This is a genomic window from Legionella quinlivanii (assembly GCF_900461555.1).
In the GTDB taxonomy this organism is placed as follows: domain Bacteria; phylum Pseudomonadota; class Gammaproteobacteria; order Legionellales; family Legionellaceae; genus Legionella_C; species Legionella_C quinlivanii.
Genome location: NZ_UGOX01000001.1, coordinates 1,060,699 through 1,082,482 on the forward strand (window position 1 = coordinate 1,060,699; position 21,784 = coordinate 1,082,482).

Consider the following 21,784-nt stretch of genomic DNA (forward strand, 5'->3'; position numbering starts at 1 on the left):
AAAAAATCCTGTAATGTACAATGCCGGACAACAGTCCGGCATATCCTCTACTGCCCTAAGCTGTCGGGGTTATTCACGGTGTTCATGGGGATACTATTGTTGATTATTACTCGTGTTCCATTCTGTAGCTTCAGTTCACCCGAGCTGACAACCTGCTGTCCTGCCTCAACGCCTTTAGTAATTACGGTTAAATTGCCTTCCTGTTCACCAGTACTGACAAAAACCCGTTTGACATATAACAAATCATTGCCGTCCTGATCTTTCTTACCTTCTTTATCTTTCTCAATGATAAAAACCGAGTTGCCATATAAACTGTAGGAGATGGCTGTGGATGGCAGAACAACCACATTGGGGATAGCCGGTTGTTCGACCGAAATGGCGCTGAACATTCCGGGAATGAACGCGAATTGGCTTACATGATTATTCGCATTAAGCTCACTGTTACAGGACACTCTTATTTTTGGGCTGCCTTCCTGCTTGGCTGCTTTAACCAGCGTAGATTGCTCGGGCGCTTTCAGTGCTTCCAAAGGGCAGTTAGGCAGCGTCGCCTGCACAAGAATATTGTGAGTATTCGTATCAACTTTGGAATTTAATGCGGTGATTTTTCCTTCAAAAACCATGTTGGGATAGGATTCAATAGTGAACTGAATTTGTTGATTGAGATGCAGTTTTTTTAGGAGCTGCTCAGGTAAATAAAATTCAAGATATAAAGGATCCAGGGATTGCAGGCTAACGATTGCTGTCTGTCCGGGACTTATATACTGTCCCAGATTAACTTGTCGAATTCCTAACTGACCTGAGAAGGGTGAGCGTATGTGTTTCTGATAGATTTCTGCCTGGGTTTTTTCAACATTTGCCTGTGCCTGTTCAAGGCTGGCCTTCGCTTCATCCACGTTGGATATTGGGGTCGCTCCACGCTTGAAAAGGTCAGCCTGTCTTTTATAACTGATATCCCTGAGCGCAAGCTGTGCCTGATTAAACTTTAATGTAGCCTGATCCACACTGTCATCAATATCAATTAATAGCTGATCTTTTTCAACGTATTGGCCTGATTCAAAATGAATTTTGACTACGTTTCCTGCAGCTTGGGAATTCACATCGACCCCATTGATCGCCACAAAATTACCGACCGCAGGCAGGTGAGGTTCCCAGTTTTTTTGAATCGCTGTTACACTTGATACGGTCACTGCCGGCGCTTCATAGCTTGCAAAAAAACGCTTCATCATAATGCTTTTGAATAAGTTAAAAGCAATTAATCCACCAAAAACAACTATTAAAGCGGAAATCATAATTGCCATGCGTTTTTTCATGCTGCTTCCTATGAGAACTGACTGTTTCAAGAGTATGAATGGCTGAGTAATATATCATAATTAAGCGCTAGTTCCAGAGAAGAAAATTATTATTAAATTCAATCAAAAAAGAGCTAAAGCTGTGGACACAAAAAAAACCTGTTGACTAAATACAACACTTTGTTAACATTCGATTTCCATTTATCACTTGGACTAGTTATGAAATTAAAAGCCTTGTTGTTTGTTAGCTGTTTCGGTTTGTTAGGTTCTTCCTATGCGGAAAACCACCATGTTTATCCAAAAGCTGACGCTGTTCAAGCTCAAGCTAGCACTCAAAAGGGAGCAATGCTTCCCGGTTATTGTGAAATTGAAGTAATTAACAGCAGTTTCGATAACGTAACTGTTTATGGCACTTTTGATGATGGTACTACGCTGACTCCTTTTGATGTTTATACTTTTGAAAGCCCGCACTATATTGATTTGTTCTACTATGGCTACTGCCACAAAACAATGTATCTGGACATCGTGACTTTCAGTGGTTATCACATTTACTCTGGATATACCCGCGTTAACAGCACAGTCCGTATTGTTCCATATCTGAACAAGCAACCAAAATTCAAATTAGAATCTAAATAGTTTACATCCAATGGCACGAGAATCCTCGTGCCATTTCTCTAACAAATTAATGGTCTGGAGTTAATATGAAACGTTTTTTTGGAATATTAGCGCTGCTGCCGGCAATTGGAAATTCTACTGCTGTTGTTGAGAACCATTCACATCCTCTGCCTTCTGCACAGGTTCAGATTATTGCTCAGCATTATGTAGCTGCAGTTAACACACATGGACATACTGTTACGCCGGTACGAAAAAAGCCTTTGGAACGTAGTTATCATGGACACCGCCCGACTCATGTGGCTCGAGAGCCGGCACCGGATACACGTCATCACAAAAAATATGCCGCGAATAACCATGGGCATCAAAGCGCTTCAGATAATAAAACGCACGCGCACGGTTAATAATTTTGAATAGTAGTTTGGGCCTTTGCCCAATATAATGGTTTGAACCTCTTTAGAATTCAATGTTGGGCCAAGGGCCCAACCTACGGCCTATTCTCCCATGGTTCCGCGACTTGTTCCCGGGAACAACATAGCCGAACCTTTTAGATTAAACCACGGTTATAATCTGAAAATTAGAAACATGAGCCAGAACCCCTTGCTCCCATCCTCCCTCAATCAGCTCGTTCGCATTGTTTTGCAGCGCTGCAGCCACCTTACCCGAAAAATGGGCTTTTTGAGCATTCGTATCCTGGAAGGCATCAAAAATGGCATAGGTATTGTTATCGGTTTTTAAGGCAAGCCAAAAGTAAGTTCGTGGTTCTGTCGCATTGATAAGTTTGGCTCCTTCTTTCAGGAAGCTCTCCAATTCGTGACTTTTACCCGATTTTGCCTTGAAATAAATATAAGATGCTTCCTGGGCTGTTAAAACCTTGTCCTTATCAAAGTGACTGGAGGCGATAAGATCATAATTATTGATATTTGCTAATACGCCTTGCTCCCATCCACCGGATACTAATAGTGAGGAATTTTCCTTCAATGCATTGGCAACAAGGCCAGCAAAGTGCTCTTCTCTTCCTTGCTTATTAAAAAAAACATCAAATATGGCAAAGTGATTATTTTGTTTTAAAGCAAACCAAAGTGCCGTATTGGGCTCGGTTTTGTTAACGATCTGAGCGCCTTGCTTCAAGAATTCCTCAAATCTTTCCTCGGCACCCCGATTGCTGATCATAGGAATATAGGTAGTATCCTTAATCGTTTTTTCATTAATTGCTTTCATTGTCATACTCCCATAAGTAGTAATTATTAAACCGCAGTATGAGCGCGTAAGCTCAACCATTTATTATTTGCAGGCTATCTATCGGTAGATAGATAAGTTCGATAAAAAAATTAAAATTCTCTATTTATAAACGTTTTCACAGGTTCAACATAGGATATATCCTCGTATAATCTGGACAGTAGCAACCCGCCTTCCAATTGAACCAACAGATATCTTGAAAGTTCCCTGGATTGTAAAGCGTCCCATTGTTCTTTATCAGAGGTTCCATCACTGATCACATTAGTCAGCCAATTCTCTAAAATATTAAAAAATGAACGTACTTTGATTCTAAGCTTTGCCGGTAATGAAATCACATCCGATGCCAACATGCCTCCCAAACACATTTTCATTTCATCATGAACTGTTAAAAGCATCAGTTTATCGACGAGGTTGATTAATTTTTGTTGTAAACTCAAAGATGAGTTTAATTCCAATTCGTTTAAATACAACGACAGTCGGTGCAGTTGCCAGTCAATTACAGCAATAGCCAAATCCTCTTTTGTGGGATAGTAATAATGTATACTTGAGGTTTTAATTCCTACTATCTGCGCAACATCTTTATAACTAAAAGCGTTATAACCCATTTTCTGGATCAATGTTTCAGCGGTGTTCAGTATTTTTTCTTGCATTGTCGTAATATTCATACAGTGCATTCTATCTATCGATAGATAAATAATCAACCACTTTATTCAAATTATTTTAAATTTTAATCAGAAAGCGAGGCTAAACAGAGATCATGACTATAAGGTCAGGATATGATACTCTTGCCCTCCTGATTTTTTTATGAAGGAGTTTTGTGAAATGTTGTCATTTACTAAAAGCCTGTTGATTGCGTTCGCTGCATTTGCTTTGCTTGCCTGTTCCGCTACTCCCACCCGTGAAAGTACCGGACAATATCTGGACAGTACTTCAATCACTGCCAGAGCAAAGGCTAAGCTTGTTGATGAACTGGGGCCAGAGAGCCTTGCCATTCAGGTTAAAACTTTTAAGGATGAAGTCCAGTTGAGTGGCTTTGTCAACAGCCCAATCATTAAAAACAGAGCGGCGCTCATAGTAAGGAGTATTCCAGATGTAAGACGAGTGCGAAATGATTTGATTGTCAAGTAAGCGGGCAAAACTTTTGTTCTCGTTTCTCTAAACGGCGGTCCCCTCGAAGTCGTATTGGAGTCAGCTTAAGAGAAATTCCCTCTCCCAAGTTGGGAGAGGGCTAGGGTGAGGGCGATTTAAACCCCTCTCTCTAACTCTCTCCCTGAGGGAGAGAGGATTTTTAAGGTAGAACCCCTTATGTTGCGCCTGTGGGCAAAGTGAGGGAGCGTTTAAAAGATAATGTTTTGCTGTTAAACACTCGTTAAACTACAATTATTCAATCGTAAGAAAGTAAGGAAAGTTATGTTTGATAGCCAGTACACGATAGCCGGATTTGATGATCAACTCTGGCAAGCCATTGAGGCTGAAAATAAACGTCAGGAAGAGCATATTGAACTCATTGCGTCTGAAAATTATGCCAGTCCGCGTGTGCTGGCTGCGCAAGGCAGTGTTTTAACCAATAAATATGCCGAAGGATATCCTGGTAAGCGATATTACGGTGGTTGTGAATACGTGGATATCGCTGAAAACCTGGCCATTGAGCGTGCAAAACAATTATTCGCCGCGGATTATGTCAATGTTCAGCCACACTCAGGGTCTCAGGCGAATGCAGCTGCTATGATGGCTTTACTGTCTCCAGGTGATTCGGTACTTGGCATGGCACTTCCACATGGCGGACATTTGACACATGGTTCAAAGGTCAATTTTTCCGGAAAAATTTATAATTCTCATGAATATGGCGTAGACCCGCATAGCGGCCTTATCAATTATGATGAAGTAGAAGAAAAGGCCAGACTGCATCAGCCTAAAATGATTATTGCAGGATTTTCAGCCTATTCTCAGGAACTGGATTGGGCAAGATTTCGTGCGATTGCTGATTCAGTAGGTGCTTATCTGATGGCCGATGTGGCGCATGTCGCTGGCTTGATTGTAACTGGGTTATACCCATCTCCGGTGCCTTATGCAGATGTGGTAACGACAACAACGCATAAAACCCTGCGGGGCCCACGTGGCGGGATGATTCTTGCGCGTGCTAATGAAGCCATTGAGAAGAAATTAAATTCTGCTGTTTTCCCGGGCAATCAGGGCGGGCCTTTAATGCATGTTATCGCAGCAAAAGCGGTTGCTTTTGCTGAAGCCCTGCAGCCGGAATTTAAAACGTATCAGCAACAGGTGCTGACCAATGCCAGGATCATGGCTCAAACCCTCATTGAAAGAGGCTACCCCATTGTTTCCGGCAGCACTAAAAACCATTTACTGCTGGTTAATCTAATCGGCAGAGAATACACGGGTAAAGATGCGGATGCCGCTTTGGGACGGGCTAATATTACTGTAAATAAAAATACAGTACCTAATGATCCCCGTTCACCCTTTGTAACCAGCGGTTTGCGTCTTGGTACGCCGGCAGTCACTACTCGTGGATTTAAGGAAAAAGAGATAGAATTGCTGACTGGATGGATTTGCGATGTATTGGATCATATGGGCGACGATAGTGTGATCGATCGCATAAGATCGCAAGTACTGCAATTGTGTCGTGAATTTCCGGTATATCGTTAATCATGTATTGTCCCTTTTGTCATGCAGAAGAAACCAAAGTCATCGATTCCCGCCTGGTTGCCGAAGGAGCTCAGGTACGCAGGCGGCGTCAGTGCGTCATATGCAATGAGCGGTTTACAACCTTTGAAACTGCGGAATTAATTATGCCGGATATCATCAAACGTGACGGGGCAAGAGTTCCTTTTAATCTGGAAAATTTACGTCTTGGAATGAAAAAGGCTCTTGAAAAGAGACCGGTTAGCACGGATTTGCTGGAGGAAGCGATAGTTGCCATTACGCAGGACATTCGACGTAGTGGCGAGCGAGAAATACAATCTCGTCAGGTAGGTGAGCTGGTCATGGAACAATTACTTAAATTGGATCATGTAGCTTATGTAAGGTTTGCGTCTGTATATAAACGATTTAAGGATGTGAGTGATTTCAGACAAACTATTGATCAAATGAAAAACGACAAAACGTCCTGAGGTAATAGTGGAAAAAGAAGCAATACGAGGAAAAAGACGAGCGCGGCGATTAGCATTACAAGCGCTGTACCAATGGTTAATGTCTGGCCATGACTTGCACGAAATAGAAGCACAATTCAGAGTAGCTAATAATATGGAAAAAGTCGATGCCGACTATTTTTGCAATTTGCTTTACGGCGTTCCAAAACATTTGCAGGAATTAGAAAGCGGTTTTGAATTGTTTCTCCAGGACCGATCGCTTCAGGAATTAAATCCAATCGAGCATACTGTATTAAGAATAGGTGCCTATGAGCTCGTGTTTTGTCTGGAAATACCCTACAAAGTTGTTCTGGATGAAGCGGTCAGTCTGGCCCGTGAGTTTGGCTCGCAGGATGGCCATCGTTATGTGAATGGCGTTCTCAATAATCTCTCAAGAAAAGTTCGTTCACTGGAAGTTAGTCTTGAGCCTAAATGAGTTCTCCCTTATCGATACCTTTTTCAAATCAGGAGCAATCGAGCGCACTGATGTGGTTTTTGGAATCGGTGATGATGCAGCCTGCCTGGAGATTCCTTCAGACCGGCATTTATTAGTAAGCACTGATACACTGGTTGCTGAAGTGCATTTTCTAAGTGCCTGGGATCCTTATGATATCGCCTGGAAGGCGGTCATGGTGAATGTCAGTGATATGGCGGCAATGGCTGCCGCACCTTGCTGGATGAGTTTAGCGCTTACCATGCCGACTGCCTCTGAAAGCTGGCTTAGCCGGTTTTCTCAAGGTTTTCAGGCTGCATTGGCACGTTATAACATCGCTTTAATAGGGGGAGATACAACGAGAGGTCCTCTTAGCCTAAGTTTAACCATTCACGGACTTGTTCCAAGAGGAAAAGCAGTCAGGCGCTGTAACGCAAAGCCTGGCGATACCGTTTGGGTTAGCGGAGAACTTGGCGCCGCGGCTTTAGCGGTCGCCTATTTACAGGACGATACCATTCCTGCTGAAGATAAAGCGATTATGATGGACAAACTGCTCCATCCTGTACCGCGGATTGATTTAATTAACTATTTACAGCTGTGGGCCAGTGCCTGTATTGATATTTCTGATGGCTTGTCGGCTGATCTTAATCACATCTGTGAACAAAGCGGCGTGGGTGCCTGCATCGTCTGGTCAAAAGTTCCTGTTCACCCCTTAGTCAGTAAATACCGTCAGAATGCAACAGAATTTGCTTTTTCTGGCGGTGATGATTATGAATTATGTTTTACCATTCCCGAGGTTTATCAGCAGACTTTTTTTGAGGAAATAACTCGCAATGGAATAACCTGCTACCCAATTGGCGTAATTCAAGAAGAAAAAGGCTTGCGATCTTTACAAGAAACAGGCAGAGTTTCTCCTTTAATACCCAAAGGGTTTGCTCATTTTTAAAGGTTAAATTCAATGAACCTCTCTAGTAAAGTCTGGCAGGATCCTGCTTATTTTATTGCCTTTGGTTTTGGATCCGGATTGGCTCCTGTTGCACCCGGCACTTGGGGAACGCTTGCCGCTTTCCCCATTTACTTACTGATGTCCACGCTCTCTCTGCCTCTCTATTTGTTAATAACTCTGGTATTTTTTATTCTCGGCGTGTATGTCAGCAATCGGGTATCCGCTGATCTTGGCGAACATGATTACTCCGGTATTGTCTGGGATGAAGTCGTCGGTTTTCTACTAACAATGGCGTTAGTGCCTTCCAAACTGGCGTGGATGATTATCGGATTTTTGCTATTTCGGCTTTTCGATATTTGGAAGCCCTGGCCAATCACTATTGCTGATGAAAAAATTAAAGGCGGGTTTGGAATCATGTTTGACGATGTGCTTGCAGCTGTGCCTGCCTGGATAATTTTACAATTGTTAATCTGGAGTTTCTCCTGATGAATGAGAGCCATAAAGAGTTAATAAATATTGCCCTGACTGTCGGCATCGTACTGCTCGCACTTTTCATTGTTCATCGATTTATTCCTTCCATGATCTGGGCCGCGATTATTGCAATTGCGACCTATCCGCTTTACAAGCGCTGGAAGCAGTTTTTTGGCAGGCACCGAAATTGGGCTGCATTGTTATTTACAGCGATTCTGGCTTTGATTTTTCTGCTGCCTTTAAGCTGGCTGGTCACCTTACTGGTAAAAGAACTGCAAGTATTTATTAATTACCTGCAATTAATAAATAAACAAGGCGGAGATGCGCCAGGAATTATTCAGCAAATTCCCGTTCTGGGTAAAGATTTAACTAACTACTGGCAAACTAATATTGGCCAGCCTGGTAATCTCAGAAACTTTCTATCGAACCTGCATATTTCATTGACGCCGGCGAGTTATTACATTAAGCAAGTAGGAGTTAATCTGGCTCACCGTGGTTTTCAACTTGGCTTTACCATTCTAACCTTATTTTTCTTCTATCGTGATGGAGATAAATTATTCCAGGAAATCAATCGGGTAGGGGAGATTTGCCTTGGAAAACGCTGGTTTCGCTATGCAGACCGCCTGCCGTCAGCTCTTCGTGGTACAGTGAACGGCACTATTCTGGTTGGACTTGGAGTGGGGATTTTAATGGGCTTGTGTTATGTCATCGTCGGAGTACCAGCGCCAACTCTGGTTGGTTTTGTCACGGCTTTTGCTGCAATGATCCCATTTATTGTACCCATCGTCTTTACCTTTGTCGCATTAATATTGATTTCAAGCGGCAGCCTGGCAGCAGCCATTGTGGTGGTAGTCTGGGGCACTGTGGTGATGTTTATTGCCGATCATTTTATCAAGCCAGTACTGATTGGCGGTGCAATTGAGCTTCCTTTCTTAGCGGTGCTTTTTGGCATATTGGGCGGAGTTGAAACTTTAGGATTGCTTGGTTTGTTTGTAGGGCCGATTGTGATGGTATTATTCGTGACCTTATGGCAAGAGCAGCAGGGGATACCCTTACAGCCATCTGAACAGTAAAAAACAAGATAAGTTTGTATTGATTTTGTACAAAAAGTATGGCATTCTATACTTCTAGCCGCTGAACTTGAAATGGGAATTAACCATAGAGTAAGCTGCGCCAAGAGTTGCCATACTATCGAAGTAAAGGGGTGATTATGAATAAAGACTGGCCGACCAGAGATAAAGACATGTACACAGCACAGGTGATCATGGAAGAATATGCCAATAAAAATAAAAGCGAGGCGCTTGGATTGTTTGAGCTGGTGGTCGATAAAGAAGAAAAACGAATGAATTTTCGTATTTCTGGCTGGGTACGAACACTGGCCGAATATTTCAAATCAGTCTATGGTGCAAATCAGGGTGATTTCGTCACTCGGCAAGTGATTAGCCACTGCCTTACAAAGGGCGAAACAATTCACTAATACCTTGTGAATGACTTCAGGCAATCCCTTTTTAACTTTCGGGATTGCCTCTCTATAAGTGATTAAATATCGAACAATCCTGGTAAACTTCTACTATAATTTAACAATCTTCGTTGATTTATGAGAAGTGCCATGAGAAAACGTACCAAACATCCCAAGCATCAGCCAAAGAAAAAACAATATCTCAATGATAGCCATTTAGAGGAGCTCTCTGGCGGAGGAATGTCTTCTATTAGGGATAGAATTGATGCGATTAATGATCTCAAGGGTAAAGCTATGGATGCAGCGCTGACCGCACGTGCCAATATGGGAGCAGTCGCCGGGCCTGCAGCGGATGCGAAAGTAAAAGCCACTGAAGTGAATAGCGCTGCAATCCGGCAGAAATTGGTCCGCAAACCTTGATGGGGACCAGAAGTCCCATCACGAATAACGATTAATTCATAATGCATAACAGATTCTCTCTATCTCCATTATGCAGATTGTTTTGCTGCCTTCTTTCTTCTTTCATTCGGATGGACCATCGATAAGATATTGAAACAATTCCACAAAAGTGGTCTATGATTTAATCAAAATAATGAATGGATGCACTCATGCTTACTCCAAATGGATTACACGCGAATAAAATTGACAGAGTCATGCTGTTGGCTCTTTGGGCAACTACACTGGCGGAAGAAGAGCAACAGAGTAGAGTTATTTTCGCAGGCGTAGGCAAACCGACATATCCCATCAATGTGCAGACTATCCGTTCTTTTCTGGGGTATTGGCAAAAGCTTGAAAATCTGGCCGAAAATGAACGCTTTGATATCGATAACACTGATGGCGAGCATGCGATTGATTATGGAGATCCGAGGGGTGACAAAGGGCCTCGTGAATTAATGGCGCAGACTATGTCTGCCTGGTATGAAGCCGACATCAGCCCGGATAATGTCCTGTTTACAGTGGGGGGAATTGGCGCTTTGCGTATTATGTTTGAAACATTGAATACGCATTACGAAGAGTTTCCAGGTTATCGTATTATTACGCCTTTTCCGCATTATTCAGCGTATGCCAGCAACGAACTGCATCGTTTGCATCCCATTCATGTGATGAAAGAAAAAGGCTATCATATTAACGCTCAGGCTTTGGAAGACTCTATTCAAGAGGCGCTTTTCCTTGCAGAGGATGATCATGGCTGGCCCAAAGCCGTATTATTTTGTAATCCATCTAACCCACTGGGAACAATGATTCCCGAGGAAGAGCTTGCCAAAATCGCAGAGGTACTTCGTCGTTATCCTGACTTATTTATTATCTTTGATGAAGCTTATACAGAAATGAGCTTTGTTAAAATTCCTTCATTTTTAAAAATCGCTCCAGACTTGAAAAAGCGCATTATGATCATGCGCTCAGCAACAAAAGCCTTATCAGCGGCGGGGGAAAGAATGGCGGTGATTCTGGTATTTGATGAATTCGTGATGAATGAAATGTTGAACAAAAATATTAACTATTTCTTGCACGCGCCTCGCTCTGCTCAATTGGCCTATGCTGAAACCATGGCTCATTTTGATGAAAAGGAACGAGAGGCTCTGGTTTTGTTTTACAAAAAGAAAGTGGACTATGTTTTAATGCGATTAAAAGAAATGGGAGCAGAGATGCCCGATCCTGATTATCAGGTTGAGGCAACTTTTTATGCCCTGGGTGATTTTTCTGATTTATTCGGTTTAGACCTTCCAGAACAAGCGGCTCGTGCACTGCAAAGAACAGGTAAGGTTAAGAGTGGTGAAGAGCTTGCTTATTATTTGCTGTTTGAAGACAAAATAATGATAGCTCCATTGTCTTATTATGGGCTGGAAAAAGACTGTACCTATATGAGAATCACTTGCAGCGCGAGTGAAAGGGATTTGAAAGAATTAATGGACCGGCTCGAGCAGCGCCTGTTCTCTGCAAGAAAAAAGAAATATCAGCATCTTTTAGAGAATATTGATAGCAATCTGGAAGCTGTCAGGCATATAGAGCTTCATTTGTATGAAACCATCCGAAATAAAATCAATGTGTTGTCAAATCAAGCGGAAACTTGTTTATTGTTGAAAGCAAAGAATCAATCCTTGAATAAGATCCAGTCCATTATTAATAATCTGTTGGATATAGAGTCTTGAAGCAAGGTAGATAATTTGATCCCTCAGGATTTCCAATAATCAAATAATCCGCCCTTTGTTCCAAAGACGGGATCGCAGGCTGGCAGGCCTGTTCCTGCGATGTTTTCATCGACCCTTGGATGTTCTTCTACAAGCCCGTAGCAAACATCGTAATCCCGCTCGAAAGGATAGGAGCCGATGCATTTAAAATCGTCCGAACTCCCTGTATTTTTATGAGCGACACCTGCAGGAATAATAACTACATCGCCACGGCTTACTTCGTAAATAACCCCGTTATCGCCGCCAAATTGTACTTGGCAATGCCCGGTATAAATCACCAGGGTCTCATGAGTATTGCTATGATAATGCTGATAATCATAAACAACATCCAGCCAGGAGTTGATCCACTGGTTTCCTTTCAGAAATTGCTGAACATCTTCGACTGATCGCCCGTCCAAATCAAATACGCTCTTATAAATCAATAAAGGATAAATTGAATTATTCGGAAAATACCTGTCCGGGCCTATCAACGGGTGCAATATTTTTGCTGAGCTTAAAGGAGTTAAATGATTCATTATTCCCCCTGTTTAAGTTCTTAAGGCTTAAAATCGCCGAAATATCTGTCGTAATCTTGCTTAAAAATATCACTGGCGTGATATTGGCTAATTGCGTTATTTAACTGTTGCAGTAATTCAAGATTATCTTTATTCACTGCGATCCCATACCCAAAACCATAAGTCTCTTTTTCCCCCAGTACAGCCAGTACGCCAGAAGAGTGATTGGCCCAGTAAATGGCAGTTGCATTATCCAGCAAGGCCAGATCAATATCTCCATTCTGTAGAGCAACTAAAATATTGTCCTCTGTATCATAGAGCTCTATTTGAGGGTTCTTGATACCCAGGGTTTGGATGAGTTGCGGAAACAAAGTGCCTTCCTCAACACCAATTTTTTTATTAGACAAAAGGTCGAGGCTAAAGGGTTGCTGGCTTAAGGCTTGTTTTCCCATAAATCGAAACTGACTTAACATATAAGGCGCGGTAAAATTGACGCGTGTCGCGCGGTCAGGCGTTATGGTAATGGCACCGAGCGCCACTTCACTCGTCTTATTTTCAACCTCGCCCAAGAGTGAGTGGAAGTGGACTGGTTTATATTGGCAGGTTCTGTTCATAATTTTACAAAGATGCTCCATCATTTCTACATCAAATCCGTGAAATACATTATTTCCTGCCCGCATGACAAAGGGAGGAGAAAAATTATCCACCGCGATGAGCAGAGGCTCTCCCTTGGCAAAGCCAGCAGTTGAACATGAGAGCAGGCCTAATAAAAAGTAGCGGATAAGTTTCATGGTCCTACCAATTTATAGTTATTTAATTAATATATAGTACCTTTTTATTGTTAATAAACCATTGCTTATGATAAATGTTATTCAGGAACTTTATAAATGACTGATATAGAGGTGTTTATTGACTCACGATCCCAGCTTTTGGAAAAGCATTTTAGCCAAGCCGCCCCGCATTTGCGAAAGGGGATACAAAAGGTTTTGCTAAGCAGTGATTATGCATTGCGTCATATTGAGATTTTTTCAAGACTGGTAAGAGAAGATGATTGCCTGGCTCCGGTCTTTGCCGAAGAGTACCGAGAGCGATTCCAAACGATACCGAATTCACCCTTTCCTTCCTTTGCCAAAGAAATTCGACAATATCGGCATTACAGTTTCTTACGATTATTATTGAGGGAGGCATCGGGCCTGGCTGACACCGCAGAAACAATGCGCTCCTGGTCTGATTTTGCGGATGAAGCCATCCGCAGCGCATTGACCTATTGTGAGCAGGATGTCAGCCAAAGGCATGGTATTCCCCTGGAAGACAGCGGTAACCCGGCCCAACTGTATGTATTGGCAATGGGAAAGCTGGGTGGGAGAGAGTTAAATTATTCTTCTGATATCGATCTCATTCTTGCGTATTCCAGGGATGGATGGACCAATGGTGAGGAATCCATCAGCAATCAACAGTTTTATATTAAAGTAGTCCAGCGTTTTATACAGTTATTGCAGCAGATTACTGCTGAAGGCTTCGTGTTTCGTGTCGACCTGCGACTAAGACCAAATGGAGACAGCGGTGCTTTAGTGATTAATCTGGCCACTATAGAGAATTATTATCAGGAGCAGGGGAGAGATTGGGAGCGGTACGCAATGGTCAAGGCAAGGCCGCTGGATCTGACAGTTTCTTCTAATCACTGGTTCTATCAACTGATTACACCTTTTGTCTATCGCCGTTATGTTGATTTCAGCGTCATCGAATCCCTTCGCAGTATGAAATCCATGATTATTAGAGAAGTTCAGCTTAATCCCCGCCTGAATGATATTAAACGCGGATCAGGGGGAATTCGGGAAATTGAGTTTATCGTTCAGAATATACAATTAATCAGAGGCGGCCGATTACCTCAATTGCAAAAAACCAGCTTATTGGAAACCTTAGCTACTATAAAGCAAGAAAAATTGCTGACACGCGCCAAGGTTTTACAAGAAGCTTATTTATTTTATCGGAAACTCGAGAATGCCTTACAGTCACTAAATGATCAGCAAACTCATGTATTGCCCGAAGATGAACTTCGACAATTCCAAATTAGTCAGGCGATGAATTATGCTGACTGGCAGTCAGTTTATTTTAAGCTGAAACAATATCAGCGAATAGTCAGCAACTTATTCAGTTCGATGCTTGCTTATAAAAAAAGCAGCGGTCAACTTGAGGATAATTCGAGACTTTTGGAACATCAATTGGCCAGTGTATGGCAGGGGCACATCGAGTCGGAAATGGCGACCAACTTACTCGCCAGCATCAACTACCAGCATGCAAAGCGTTGCTATCAACTGATACATTCATTCAGACATTCTCCACGATGTCTGCGTCTTAGCCAGGCTGCGCGCATGATACTGGACCGATTTATGCCGCTTTTACTGAAAGAGCTGACACAGGTCAAAAATACAGAAGCTGTTTTACTACAGGTCATGCAGCTTTTGGAGAGCGTGGTCGGGCGAAGCGCTTATCTTGCATTACTGACCGAGAATCCGCAGACGTTGAACGAATTGTTATACTGGTTTTCCCGCAGTCCGTTCATCTCGCAGTTGCTGGTAGCACATCCTTTCCTGCTTGAAACCTTACTTGAGCCTATGCCCAATTGGCTCCCTCCTTCACGCCTGCAATTGAAGCAGCAGCTTGAAAAGAAAATGGCTCACTGCAAAGACCAGGAGGACGAGGAGGAGTATTTAAGACAATTCAAACTAAGCCATTGGCTTTTGGCTGCAAGAGCCGAACTTCATGGCCGATTAAATGCGATACGCGCCGGACGTTTCCTTGCTGATTTAGCGGAGGCTATTGTTGTTCGGGTTGTTGAAATCGCTTCCAGGCAGCTGGCTTTAAAGTATCCTGTTATGGATACCGTATTTCAAGGGTTTGCGGTTCTGGCTTATGGTAAACTGGGAAGCCGTGAAATGAATTATAATTCGGATTTGGATTTAGTGTTCATTTACACATCAGATGCTGAACATAGTTCTTTAATTACCCGACTTACACAAAAAATTTTACACATGCTAACCACTCGTTTTCAATCCGGTATTCTATACCAGGTGGATACACGTTTACGCCCATCAGGATCATCGGGTTTATTGGTAAGCAGTTTGTCTTCTTTCGTAACCTACCAGCAAACAGAAGCCTGGACCTGGGAACATCAGGCTCTCATTCGCTCGCGCGTACTATTGGGAGGACCGCGCGTAAGAAGCACTTTCTCGAAACTGAAAGCATCGATATATGCTGAGCAGAGCAATGCCCGGGATGTGCTGGACGAAGTATTGTCGATGCGAGAGAAAATGCTCAGATTTCAGTTGGGACATTCTATTAAAGAGCGGCCGGGCGGGTTGGTCGATTTGGAGTTTCTGGTCCAATGTCTGATTTTGATACATGCCAGAAAAAATTACAGTCGTTATACGCATACCTTAAGTCTTTTACGACAATTGGCAAAAGACGGTATCTTAAGTAAGGAACAATTTAACTGCCTGAAAGAAGCCTATCAAAAATACCATCAAGTTTTACACCTGGGGCTTTTGGAAGATTATGAACCGTCCTGTGAAAAGGAATTGAAGAAGGTTTTTGCGATTAATGAGGCAATTTATAAGCAGATAAAAAGCAGCTAGGGTTATTTAAGAAAATTCCCTCTCCCTCAGGGAGAGGGCTAGGGTGAGGGCGGGATTTCAACCCTCTCTCTAACTCTCTCCCAGAGGGAGAGAGGATTTTAGATAGGGTTCTTTTAATAAAATCAGTGGCTAGGGTGAGGGAAATTGTTCTAATATTTCCAGTTATTCTGAGTTTTTACTGGAACTTTCTTCCACCAGTTTTTTTCCAAAATGCTTTCTGACCAATACAAAGAATATTGGAACAAAGAATATCGCCAGGAATGTAGCAGTAAACATACCGCCGACTACGCCAATTCCCACTGCGTTCTGAGCACCAGAACCGGCGCCAGTGCTTAATGCCAGCGGTAATACCCCAAAAATAAAGGCAAGAGAGGTCATCAGAATAGGGCGTAAACGCATTCTTGTGGCTTCGAGCGTTGCCTCAATGAGCGGCTTATGTTCTTTTTCTATTAGATCCTTGGCAAATTCAACGATAAGAATGGCATTTTTCGCTGAAAGTCCCATAGTCGTCAGTAATCCGACCTTGAAATAAATGTCGTTATACATATTGAATAGTTTCGCTGCAATTAATGCGCCGATAATCCCCAGCGGAACCACCAGCATGACTGAAAAGGGAACTGACCAGCTTTCATATAGAGCGGCGAGAGAAAGGAATACCACTAAAAGAGATATCGCATAAAGAGCCGGTGCCTGATTACCAGAGAGCCTTTCCTGATACGACATGCCTGTCCAGTCAAAACCAATGCCAGTGGGTAATTCAGAGGTCAATTTCTCCATTAAAGCCATGGCAGTACCGGTGCTCTGGCCTTCTGCCGCTTCACCTAAGATTTCCATTGAAGGTAAGCCATTGTATCGCTCAAGACGCGGCGAACCCTTCTCCCATTTGGAACTGGTGAATGCGGAAAAAGGTACCATTTGCCCATTGCCGCTGCGCACATACCATTCATTGATATCCTGTGGCAGCATCCGAAAACGGGGTGCTCCTTGAACGTACACTTTTTTAACACGTCCTCTATCAATAAAATCATTGACATAGACGCTTCCTAAGGCAGCTGAAATAGTCTGATTGATATCGGTAATAGATACTCCAAGCGCTTCTGCTTTCTCCTGATCAACGATTAATTTATATTGCGGTGTATCCTCCAGACCATTCGGTCTTACTCTGACCAGCACATTAGAATGCTCTCCCACCATTTCCATCAGTTTATTGCGTGCTTCTGTGAGTTTTTCATGGCCGAGGCCGCCGCGATCGATTAATTCAAAATCAAATCCGGTGGCAGTACCCAGTTCAATAATGGCAGGTAAATTAAAAGGAAATACCATTCCATCGTTAATTATTTTTGCAAATTCCCCGCCAGCCCGATTAATAATTTCCTGTACACTGTTTTCTTTTCCGCTTCGTTCTGACCAGTCTTTCAAAGTGAGGAAGGTGATCCCGTTATTTTGTCCTTTACCGTTGAAACCGAATCCGACCACTGAAAACACGGAAATCACATTGTGCTTCTCTTTGGTTGCGAAATACTCATAGATCTGCTCGGCTACTTTTTGCGTACGTTCCTGAGTCGCTCCCGCAGGCAACTGTATCATCGTCAGCAACATTCCCTGGTCTTCTTCCGGCAGGAAGGAGCTGGGCAGACGCAGAAACAGATAAACCATAGAAATAATGATAATCAGATAAATTAAAAGATAGCGGCCTGTTCTCTTTAATATACTGGCGACCGCATCATGATACCCATGAGTTGCAGCATGTAGAAAACGGTTAAACCATTTGAAAAGCCATTTGTCATGCCGCTCCTCGGCATAGGGTTTCAAAAGATTGGCGCAAAGGGCAGGTGTCAGGATCAAAGCGATTAGGATTGACAGTACCATTGCAGAGACAATGGTAATGGAAAACTGACGATAAATAGCGCCTGTTGAGCCGCCAAAGAAAGCCATAGGGATAAAAACTGCTGATAAGACCATGGCAATACCTACCAAGGCACCCTGAATCTGCTTCATAGAACGGTGAGTCGCCTCCTTTGGCGGCAAATTCTCTTCGGCCATCACCCGCTCAACGTTTTCAACCACCACAATGGCATCGTCAACCAGCAAACCAATTGCCAGGATCAGACCGAACATAGTCAGGGTATTAATCGACATGCCAAAAAGGGAAAGAACAGCGAAGGTACCCAGTATGACTACCGGGATGGCAATAGTTGGAATCAGCGTGGCTCTGAAGTTCTGTAAAAAAAGATACATCACCAGAAACACCAGGATAAATGCCTCAATAAGTGTTTCTACTACTTTGTGAATCGAAATTTTGACGAAGGGGGTAGTGTCATAGGGGTACACCACTTTTAATCCCGGGGGGAAATAAGGCTCCATCCGTTTCAATTCAGTTTTAATGGCAGCCGCCGTATCAAGCGCATTAGCCCCTGTTGTCAGCCTAATCCCCAGTCCCGCGGCGGGTCGGCCATTATACTGGGCAATCAGGTCATAGTTTTCACCGCCCAATTCAACTTTTGCGACATCTTTCAGGCGCACCTGGGAACCATCCTTATTCACCTTCAAGAGAATTTTTGAAAATTCTTCCGGCGATTTAAGCCGCGTTTGAGCAATAATCGATGCATTAAGCTGTTGATTGGATGTTGCTGGAAGTCCGCCCAACTGTCCCGCTGCGATCTGATTATTTTGAGCGCGAATAGCCAATATCACATCAATAGGCGTTAACTGATAATTATTGAGCTTATTGGCATCCATCCAGATGCGCATCGCATATTGAGCGCCAAAAAGCTCTACATTACCCACACCATTGATTCGGCCAATCGGATCTTTCAGATAAGAGGACAGATAGTCTCCCAGGTCATACTGGTTTAAGTGGTCATTCTCAGAGTAAACTCCAACCACCAAAAGATAACTGCTGCTTGACTTTTGAACCACAATACCTTGTTGCTGTACCTCGATCGGCAACAGAGGCATAGCTAGCTGAAGTTTGTTCTGTACCTGTACCTGTGCGATATCCGGATCGGCTATAGGATCAAAAGTCAGTGTGATCGTCATGCTGCCTGATGAGTCGCTCTGAGAGGACATATAAAGCAGGTTGTCCAGCCCTGTCATGTTTTGCTCAATAACCTGAGTCACCGTATCCTGCACGGTCTGTGCATCGGCTCCAGGATAAATAGTGGTTACTGCTATAGCCGGGGGGGCCACCGTTGGATATTGCGAAATGGGTAGCCGAAATAAGGCAATACAGCCAGCCACCATAATCATGATGGCGATTACCCAGGCGAAGATAGGACGATTTATAAAAAAATCAGACATAATCAGCCATCCACCTTGGTCTTCTCAGGCTTTTTCTCATCTAGCTTGAGTATTTTAACTTTTGATCCCGGTTTAACCTTCAGTTGCCCACTGACAATAATTTTATCGCCGGCGCTTAGCCCTTTGGTCACAAGCCATTTATCTTTGACAGCCTGCGTGACTGTAATATTGCGCTGTTCAACCTTGTTTTCACCATCAACAATCAGAGCCGTTGCCTTTCCGGTGTTATCGCGGGTGATTCCCTGCTGAGGTACCAGCAGGGCTTTGGGGTTAACGCCCATATTCAGCTGTGCGCGAACAAACATCCCCGGCAAAAGCTTGCTTTCAGGATTGGGGAAAATTGCTCTTAATGTAATAGAGCCCGTGGTTTCATCAACCTGAACTTCTGAAAACTCCAGTTTGCCTTTCTGATCGTAAAGGCTGCCGTCATCTAAGAATAACTGAACGGAAATATCCTGTGACTTTCCTTCAGGTTTGCCTTTTTCCAGCTCTTTTTGCAGCTTGAAAAAATCATTACTTGACTGGGTAATATCAACAAAAATAGGGTTAAGCTGATGGATAACGGCCATCGCAGTTTGCTGATTCGCAGCCACTAATGCGCCCTCGGTCACACTGGATCGTCCAATTCGGCCATCAATAGGAGAGAGAACCTTGGTATATTGTAAATTAATCTTTGCAGTTTCAAGCGACGCTTTTGCGGATTCAACACTGGCTTCTGCCTGTTTGGCATTGGCTACTGCGGTATCATAGTCTTGCTTGCTAACAAATTTATTGCCCAGCAGGGGTTTATAGCGTTGCACGGTCAGGTTGGCAATTTCGAGATTGGCTTCTGCTTTGCTAAGTTCTCCCTTGGCAGTATCTACCGCAGCTTGATAAGGGGCGGGATCAATCTGATATAATGACTGCCCTTCCTTGACATCGCTGCCTTCTGTAAACAGTCGTTTTAAAATAATTCCGTTCACTTGCGGGCGTACTTCAGCAATACGATGGGCGCGTACCCGTCCTGGTAATTCAACCGTGATCGGAAAGGATTGATATTGCAGCTCAACCACCCCGACTTCTGGCTCTCCCCAGGATTGCTGAGCAGGCTTTTCTCCGCAAGCAGTTATCAATAGCAGCGGAGACAGCAAAAGACATTGTCTCAGTAAACTGGATAAATAATGATAAGAAGCCCACTTCATTCAAAGCAAACCTGTTAATTATTAATATCCTATGAGTATACGCATGGAATATGGATCAGGTACAGATCTATTAAGCAGGAGTTGTAAAGGCTGCGTATAAATCATAGTCATCGCTGTCTACAATTTCTACGTCCAACAGCTGGCCGGCTGTAATCTGGCTATCAGGAGGCAGATAAACCAACCCATCAATTTCAGGCGCATCGCTTTTACTGCGGGCAATAATTTGCTCATCATCGACAGAATCTACCAGAACAGTTTGAATACTGCCCACTTTTTCAGCTAATTTATTACGGCTAATTTCAGCCTGCAGCTGCATAAAGCGGTGGTAACGCTCCTCTTTGATTTCATCCGGAACCGGATCAGCCAGTTCATTAGCCTTGGCTCCTTCAACTGGAGAGTATTGAAAACAGCCGACTCTGTCGAGCTGAGCTTCCTCGAGAAAGTCGAGTAACTCTTCAAATTCCTCTTCAGTCTCACCGGGAAAACCCACAATAAAAGTCGAACGAATAGTAATTTCGGGACAAACTTCGCGCCAGGAGGCGATACGTTGCAGCGTGTTTTCACTGCTGGCCGGACGCTTCATCGCTTTTAAAACCCTTGTGCTCGCATGTTGCAGGGGAATGTCCAGATAGGGAAGAATTAAGCCGTCTCGCATTAAAGGAATGATCTCATCAACATGAGGATAAGGATAAACATAATGAAGCCGAACCCACATTCCCAGCTCACCCAGCTCCTGACATAGGTCAAGAAAACGGGTATTCACTGTACGACCTTGCCACTCAACAGGCTGATAACGCGTATCTACGCCGTAAGCGCTGGTATCCTGAGAAATAACCAGGAGTTCCTGCACGCCTGCCTCTTTCAGCTTTCTTGCTTCAGTGAGAACCTGACTTAAAGGATAGCTTTGCAGTTTTCCACGCATGCTGGGAATGATACAGAAAGTACATTTCTGATTGCATCCTTCGGAGATTTTTAAATAGGCGTAATGGCGGGGCGTTAATTTAATTCCCTGAGGAGGCACTAATTGCGTAAAGGGATCAGCGGGTGGGGGAAGATGGCGGTGAACCGCACGGAGCACTTCCTCATAGGCATGAGCCCCACTGATATGCAGGACATCCGGGCAAGCTTCCCGAATCACATCGGCTTTAGCGCCAAGGCAGCCGGTTACTATAACCCGTCCGTTTTCAGCCATTGCTTCCTTAATAGTATCAAGGGATTCAGTGACCGCTGAATCAATAAAACCGCAGGTATTGACGACGACCAGGCCGGCATTCTGATAACTGGAAACAAGCTCATAACCCTGAGCGCGTAATTGGGTAATAATCCTCTCTGAATCAACCAGTGCCTTGGGACAACCCAAACTGACAAAGCCCACGCGATGATTCATTGA

Annotated in this window: 21 protein-coding genes; 13 read left to right on the forward strand and 8 right to left on the reverse strand. The window is 43.5% G+C overall.

From position 1 onward, the window contains the following. Positions 1-47: 47 nt before the first annotated feature. Positions 48-1,310, reverse strand: coding sequence for an efflux RND transporter periplasmic adaptor subunit (locus DYH61_RS04475; protein ID WP_058506143.1), 1,263 nt, complete (start codon positions 1,308-1,310; stop codon positions 48-50). Between the two features lie 198 nt (positions 1,311-1,508). On the opposite strand from DYH61_RS04475, the gene DYH61_RS04480 reads away from it, so the two are divergent. Further along, complete coding sequence (locus DYH61_RS04480; RefSeq protein ID WP_058506144.1) at positions 1,509-1,925, forward strand: hypothetical protein; 417 nt, start codon at positions 1,509-1,511, stop codon at positions 1,923-1,925. Positions 1,926-1,990: 65 nt separating this feature from the next. Then, positions 1,991-2,305: a hypothetical protein gene (locus tag DYH61_RS04485; RefSeq protein ID WP_058506145.1), complete on the forward strand. Its 315-nt coding sequence runs from the start codon at positions 1,991-1,993 to the stop codon at positions 2,303-2,305. Positions 2,306-2,453: 148 nt separating this feature from the next. Here DYH61_RS04485 and DYH61_RS04490 read toward each other — a convergent pair whose 3' ends face one another. Then, positions 2,454-3,122, reverse strand: a complete 669-nt coding sequence (locus DYH61_RS04490; protein ID WP_234999844.1) for a putative quinol monooxygenase — start codon at positions 3,120-3,122, stop codon at positions 2,454-2,456. Between the two features lie 110 nt (positions 3,123-3,232). Further along, positions 3,233-3,805: a TetR/AcrR family transcriptional regulator gene (locus DYH61_RS04495; RefSeq protein ID WP_058506146.1), complete on the reverse strand. Its 573-nt coding sequence runs from the start codon at positions 3,803-3,805 to the stop codon at positions 3,233-3,235. 157 nt (positions 3,806-3,962) lie between these two features. Between DYH61_RS04495 and DYH61_RS04500 the strand changes: the two genes are divergently transcribed. From DYH61_RS04500 to DYH61_RS04545, 10 genes are all read left to right on the forward strand, one after another. Continuing rightward, on the forward strand, positions 3,963-4,268 hold the full coding sequence (locus DYH61_RS04500; protein ID WP_058506147.1) for a BON domain-containing protein: 306 nt from the start codon (positions 3,963-3,965) through the stop codon (positions 4,266-4,268). Between the two features lie 282 nt (positions 4,269-4,550). Continuing rightward, a complete protein-coding gene (gene glyA, locus DYH61_RS04505; RefSeq protein WP_058506148.1) occupies positions 4,551-5,804 on the forward strand; it encodes a serine hydroxymethyltransferase in 1,254 nt (417 codons plus the stop codon). A 2-nt stretch (positions 5,805-5,806) separates the two neighbouring features. Next, positions 5,807-6,268, forward strand: a complete 462-nt coding sequence (nrdR, locus tag DYH61_RS04510; protein ID WP_058506149.1) for a transcriptional regulator NrdR — start codon at positions 5,807-5,809, stop codon at positions 6,266-6,268. A gap of 7 nt (positions 6,269-6,275) precedes the next feature. Next, the gene (gene nusB / locus DYH61_RS04515) at positions 6,276-6,722 is read left to right on the forward strand and encodes a transcription antitermination factor NusB (protein ID WP_058506150.1); all 447 of its coding nucleotides are present in this window, start codon (positions 6,276-6,278) and stop codon (positions 6,720-6,722) included. Beyond that, a complete protein-coding gene (gene thiL / locus DYH61_RS04520) occupies positions 6,658-7,665 on the forward strand; it encodes a thiamine-phosphate kinase (RefSeq protein WP_058506151.1) in 1,008 nt (335 codons plus the stop codon). Before nusB ends, thiL begins: the two co-directional genes overlap by 65 nt. Positions 7,666-7,677: 12 nt before the next feature. Next, positions 7,678-8,151, forward strand: coding sequence for a phosphatidylglycerophosphatase A family protein (locus DYH61_RS04525; RefSeq protein ID WP_058506152.1), 474 nt, complete (start codon positions 7,678-7,680; stop codon positions 8,149-8,151). After that, complete coding sequence (locus DYH61_RS04530) at positions 8,151-9,209, forward strand: AI-2E family transporter (RefSeq protein ID WP_058506153.1); 1,059 nt, start codon at positions 8,151-8,153, stop codon at positions 9,207-9,209. The genes DYH61_RS04525 and DYH61_RS04530 overlap by 1 nt, the downstream gene beginning before the upstream one ends. Positions 9,210-9,346: 137 nt before the next feature. Next, positions 9,347-9,613, forward strand: coding sequence for a hypothetical protein (locus DYH61_RS04535; RefSeq protein ID WP_058506154.1), 267 nt, complete (start codon positions 9,347-9,349; stop codon positions 9,611-9,613). Positions 9,614-9,745: 132 nt separating this feature from the next. Further along, on the forward strand, positions 9,746-10,015 hold the full coding sequence (locus DYH61_RS04540; protein ID WP_058506155.1) for a hypothetical protein: 270 nt from the start codon (positions 9,746-9,748) through the stop codon (positions 10,013-10,015). A gap of 188 nt (positions 10,016-10,203) precedes the next feature. After that, entirely contained in the window at positions 10,204-11,745 is a 1,542-nt protein-coding gene (locus DYH61_RS04545) for a pyridoxal phosphate-dependent aminotransferase (RefSeq protein ID WP_058506156.1), read from the forward strand. 23 nt (positions 11,746-11,768) lie between these two features. Here DYH61_RS04545 and DYH61_RS04550 read toward each other — a convergent pair whose 3' ends face one another. Both DYH61_RS04550 and DYH61_RS04555 read right to left on the reverse strand, forming a co-directional pair. Beyond that, positions 11,769-12,299 (reverse strand): cupin domain-containing protein, encoded by a 531-nt coding sequence (locus DYH61_RS04550; protein ID WP_058506157.1) that lies wholly within the window; start codon positions 12,297-12,299, stop codon positions 11,769-11,771. A gap of 20 nt (positions 12,300-12,319) precedes the next feature. Beyond that, positions 12,320-13,069 carry a transporter substrate-binding domain-containing protein gene (locus DYH61_RS04555; protein WP_058506158.1) on the reverse strand — a complete coding sequence of 250 codons (750 nt, stop codon included), beginning with the start codon at positions 13,067-13,069 and terminating at the stop codon, positions 12,320-12,322. A gap of 96 nt (positions 13,070-13,165) precedes the next feature. On the opposite strand from DYH61_RS04555, the gene glnE reads away from it, so the two are divergent. After that, positions 13,166-15,913 carry a bifunctional [glutamate--ammonia ligase]-adenylyl-L-tyrosine phosphorylase/[glutamate--ammonia-ligase] adenylyltransferase gene (gene glnE / locus DYH61_RS04560; protein WP_058506159.1) on the forward strand — a complete coding sequence of 916 codons (2,748 nt, stop codon included), beginning with the start codon at positions 13,166-13,168 and terminating at the stop codon, positions 15,911-15,913. Positions 15,914-16,075: 162 nt separating this feature from the next. Here the strand turns inward: glnE and DYH61_RS04565 are convergent, their stop codons facing one another. The 3 genes from DYH61_RS04565 to rimO all read right to left on the reverse strand — a co-directional run bounded on the left by DYH61_RS04565 (position 16,076) and on the right by rimO (position 21,781). After that, a complete protein-coding gene (locus tag DYH61_RS04565) occupies positions 16,076-19,213 on the reverse strand; it encodes an efflux RND transporter permease subunit (protein WP_058506160.1) in 3,138 nt (1,045 codons plus the stop codon). A gap of 2 nt (positions 19,214-19,215) precedes the next feature. Further along, entirely contained in the window at positions 19,216-20,394 is a 1,179-nt protein-coding gene (locus DYH61_RS04570) for an efflux RND transporter periplasmic adaptor subunit (protein WP_058506161.1), read from the reverse strand. 70 nt (positions 20,395-20,464) lie between these two features. After that, positions 20,465-21,781 carry a 30S ribosomal protein S12 methylthiotransferase RimO gene (rimO, locus tag DYH61_RS04575; protein ID WP_058506200.1) on the reverse strand — a complete coding sequence of 439 codons (1,317 nt, stop codon included), beginning with the start codon at positions 21,779-21,781 and terminating at the stop codon, positions 20,465-20,467. Positions 21,782-21,784 lie beyond the last annotated feature (3 nt).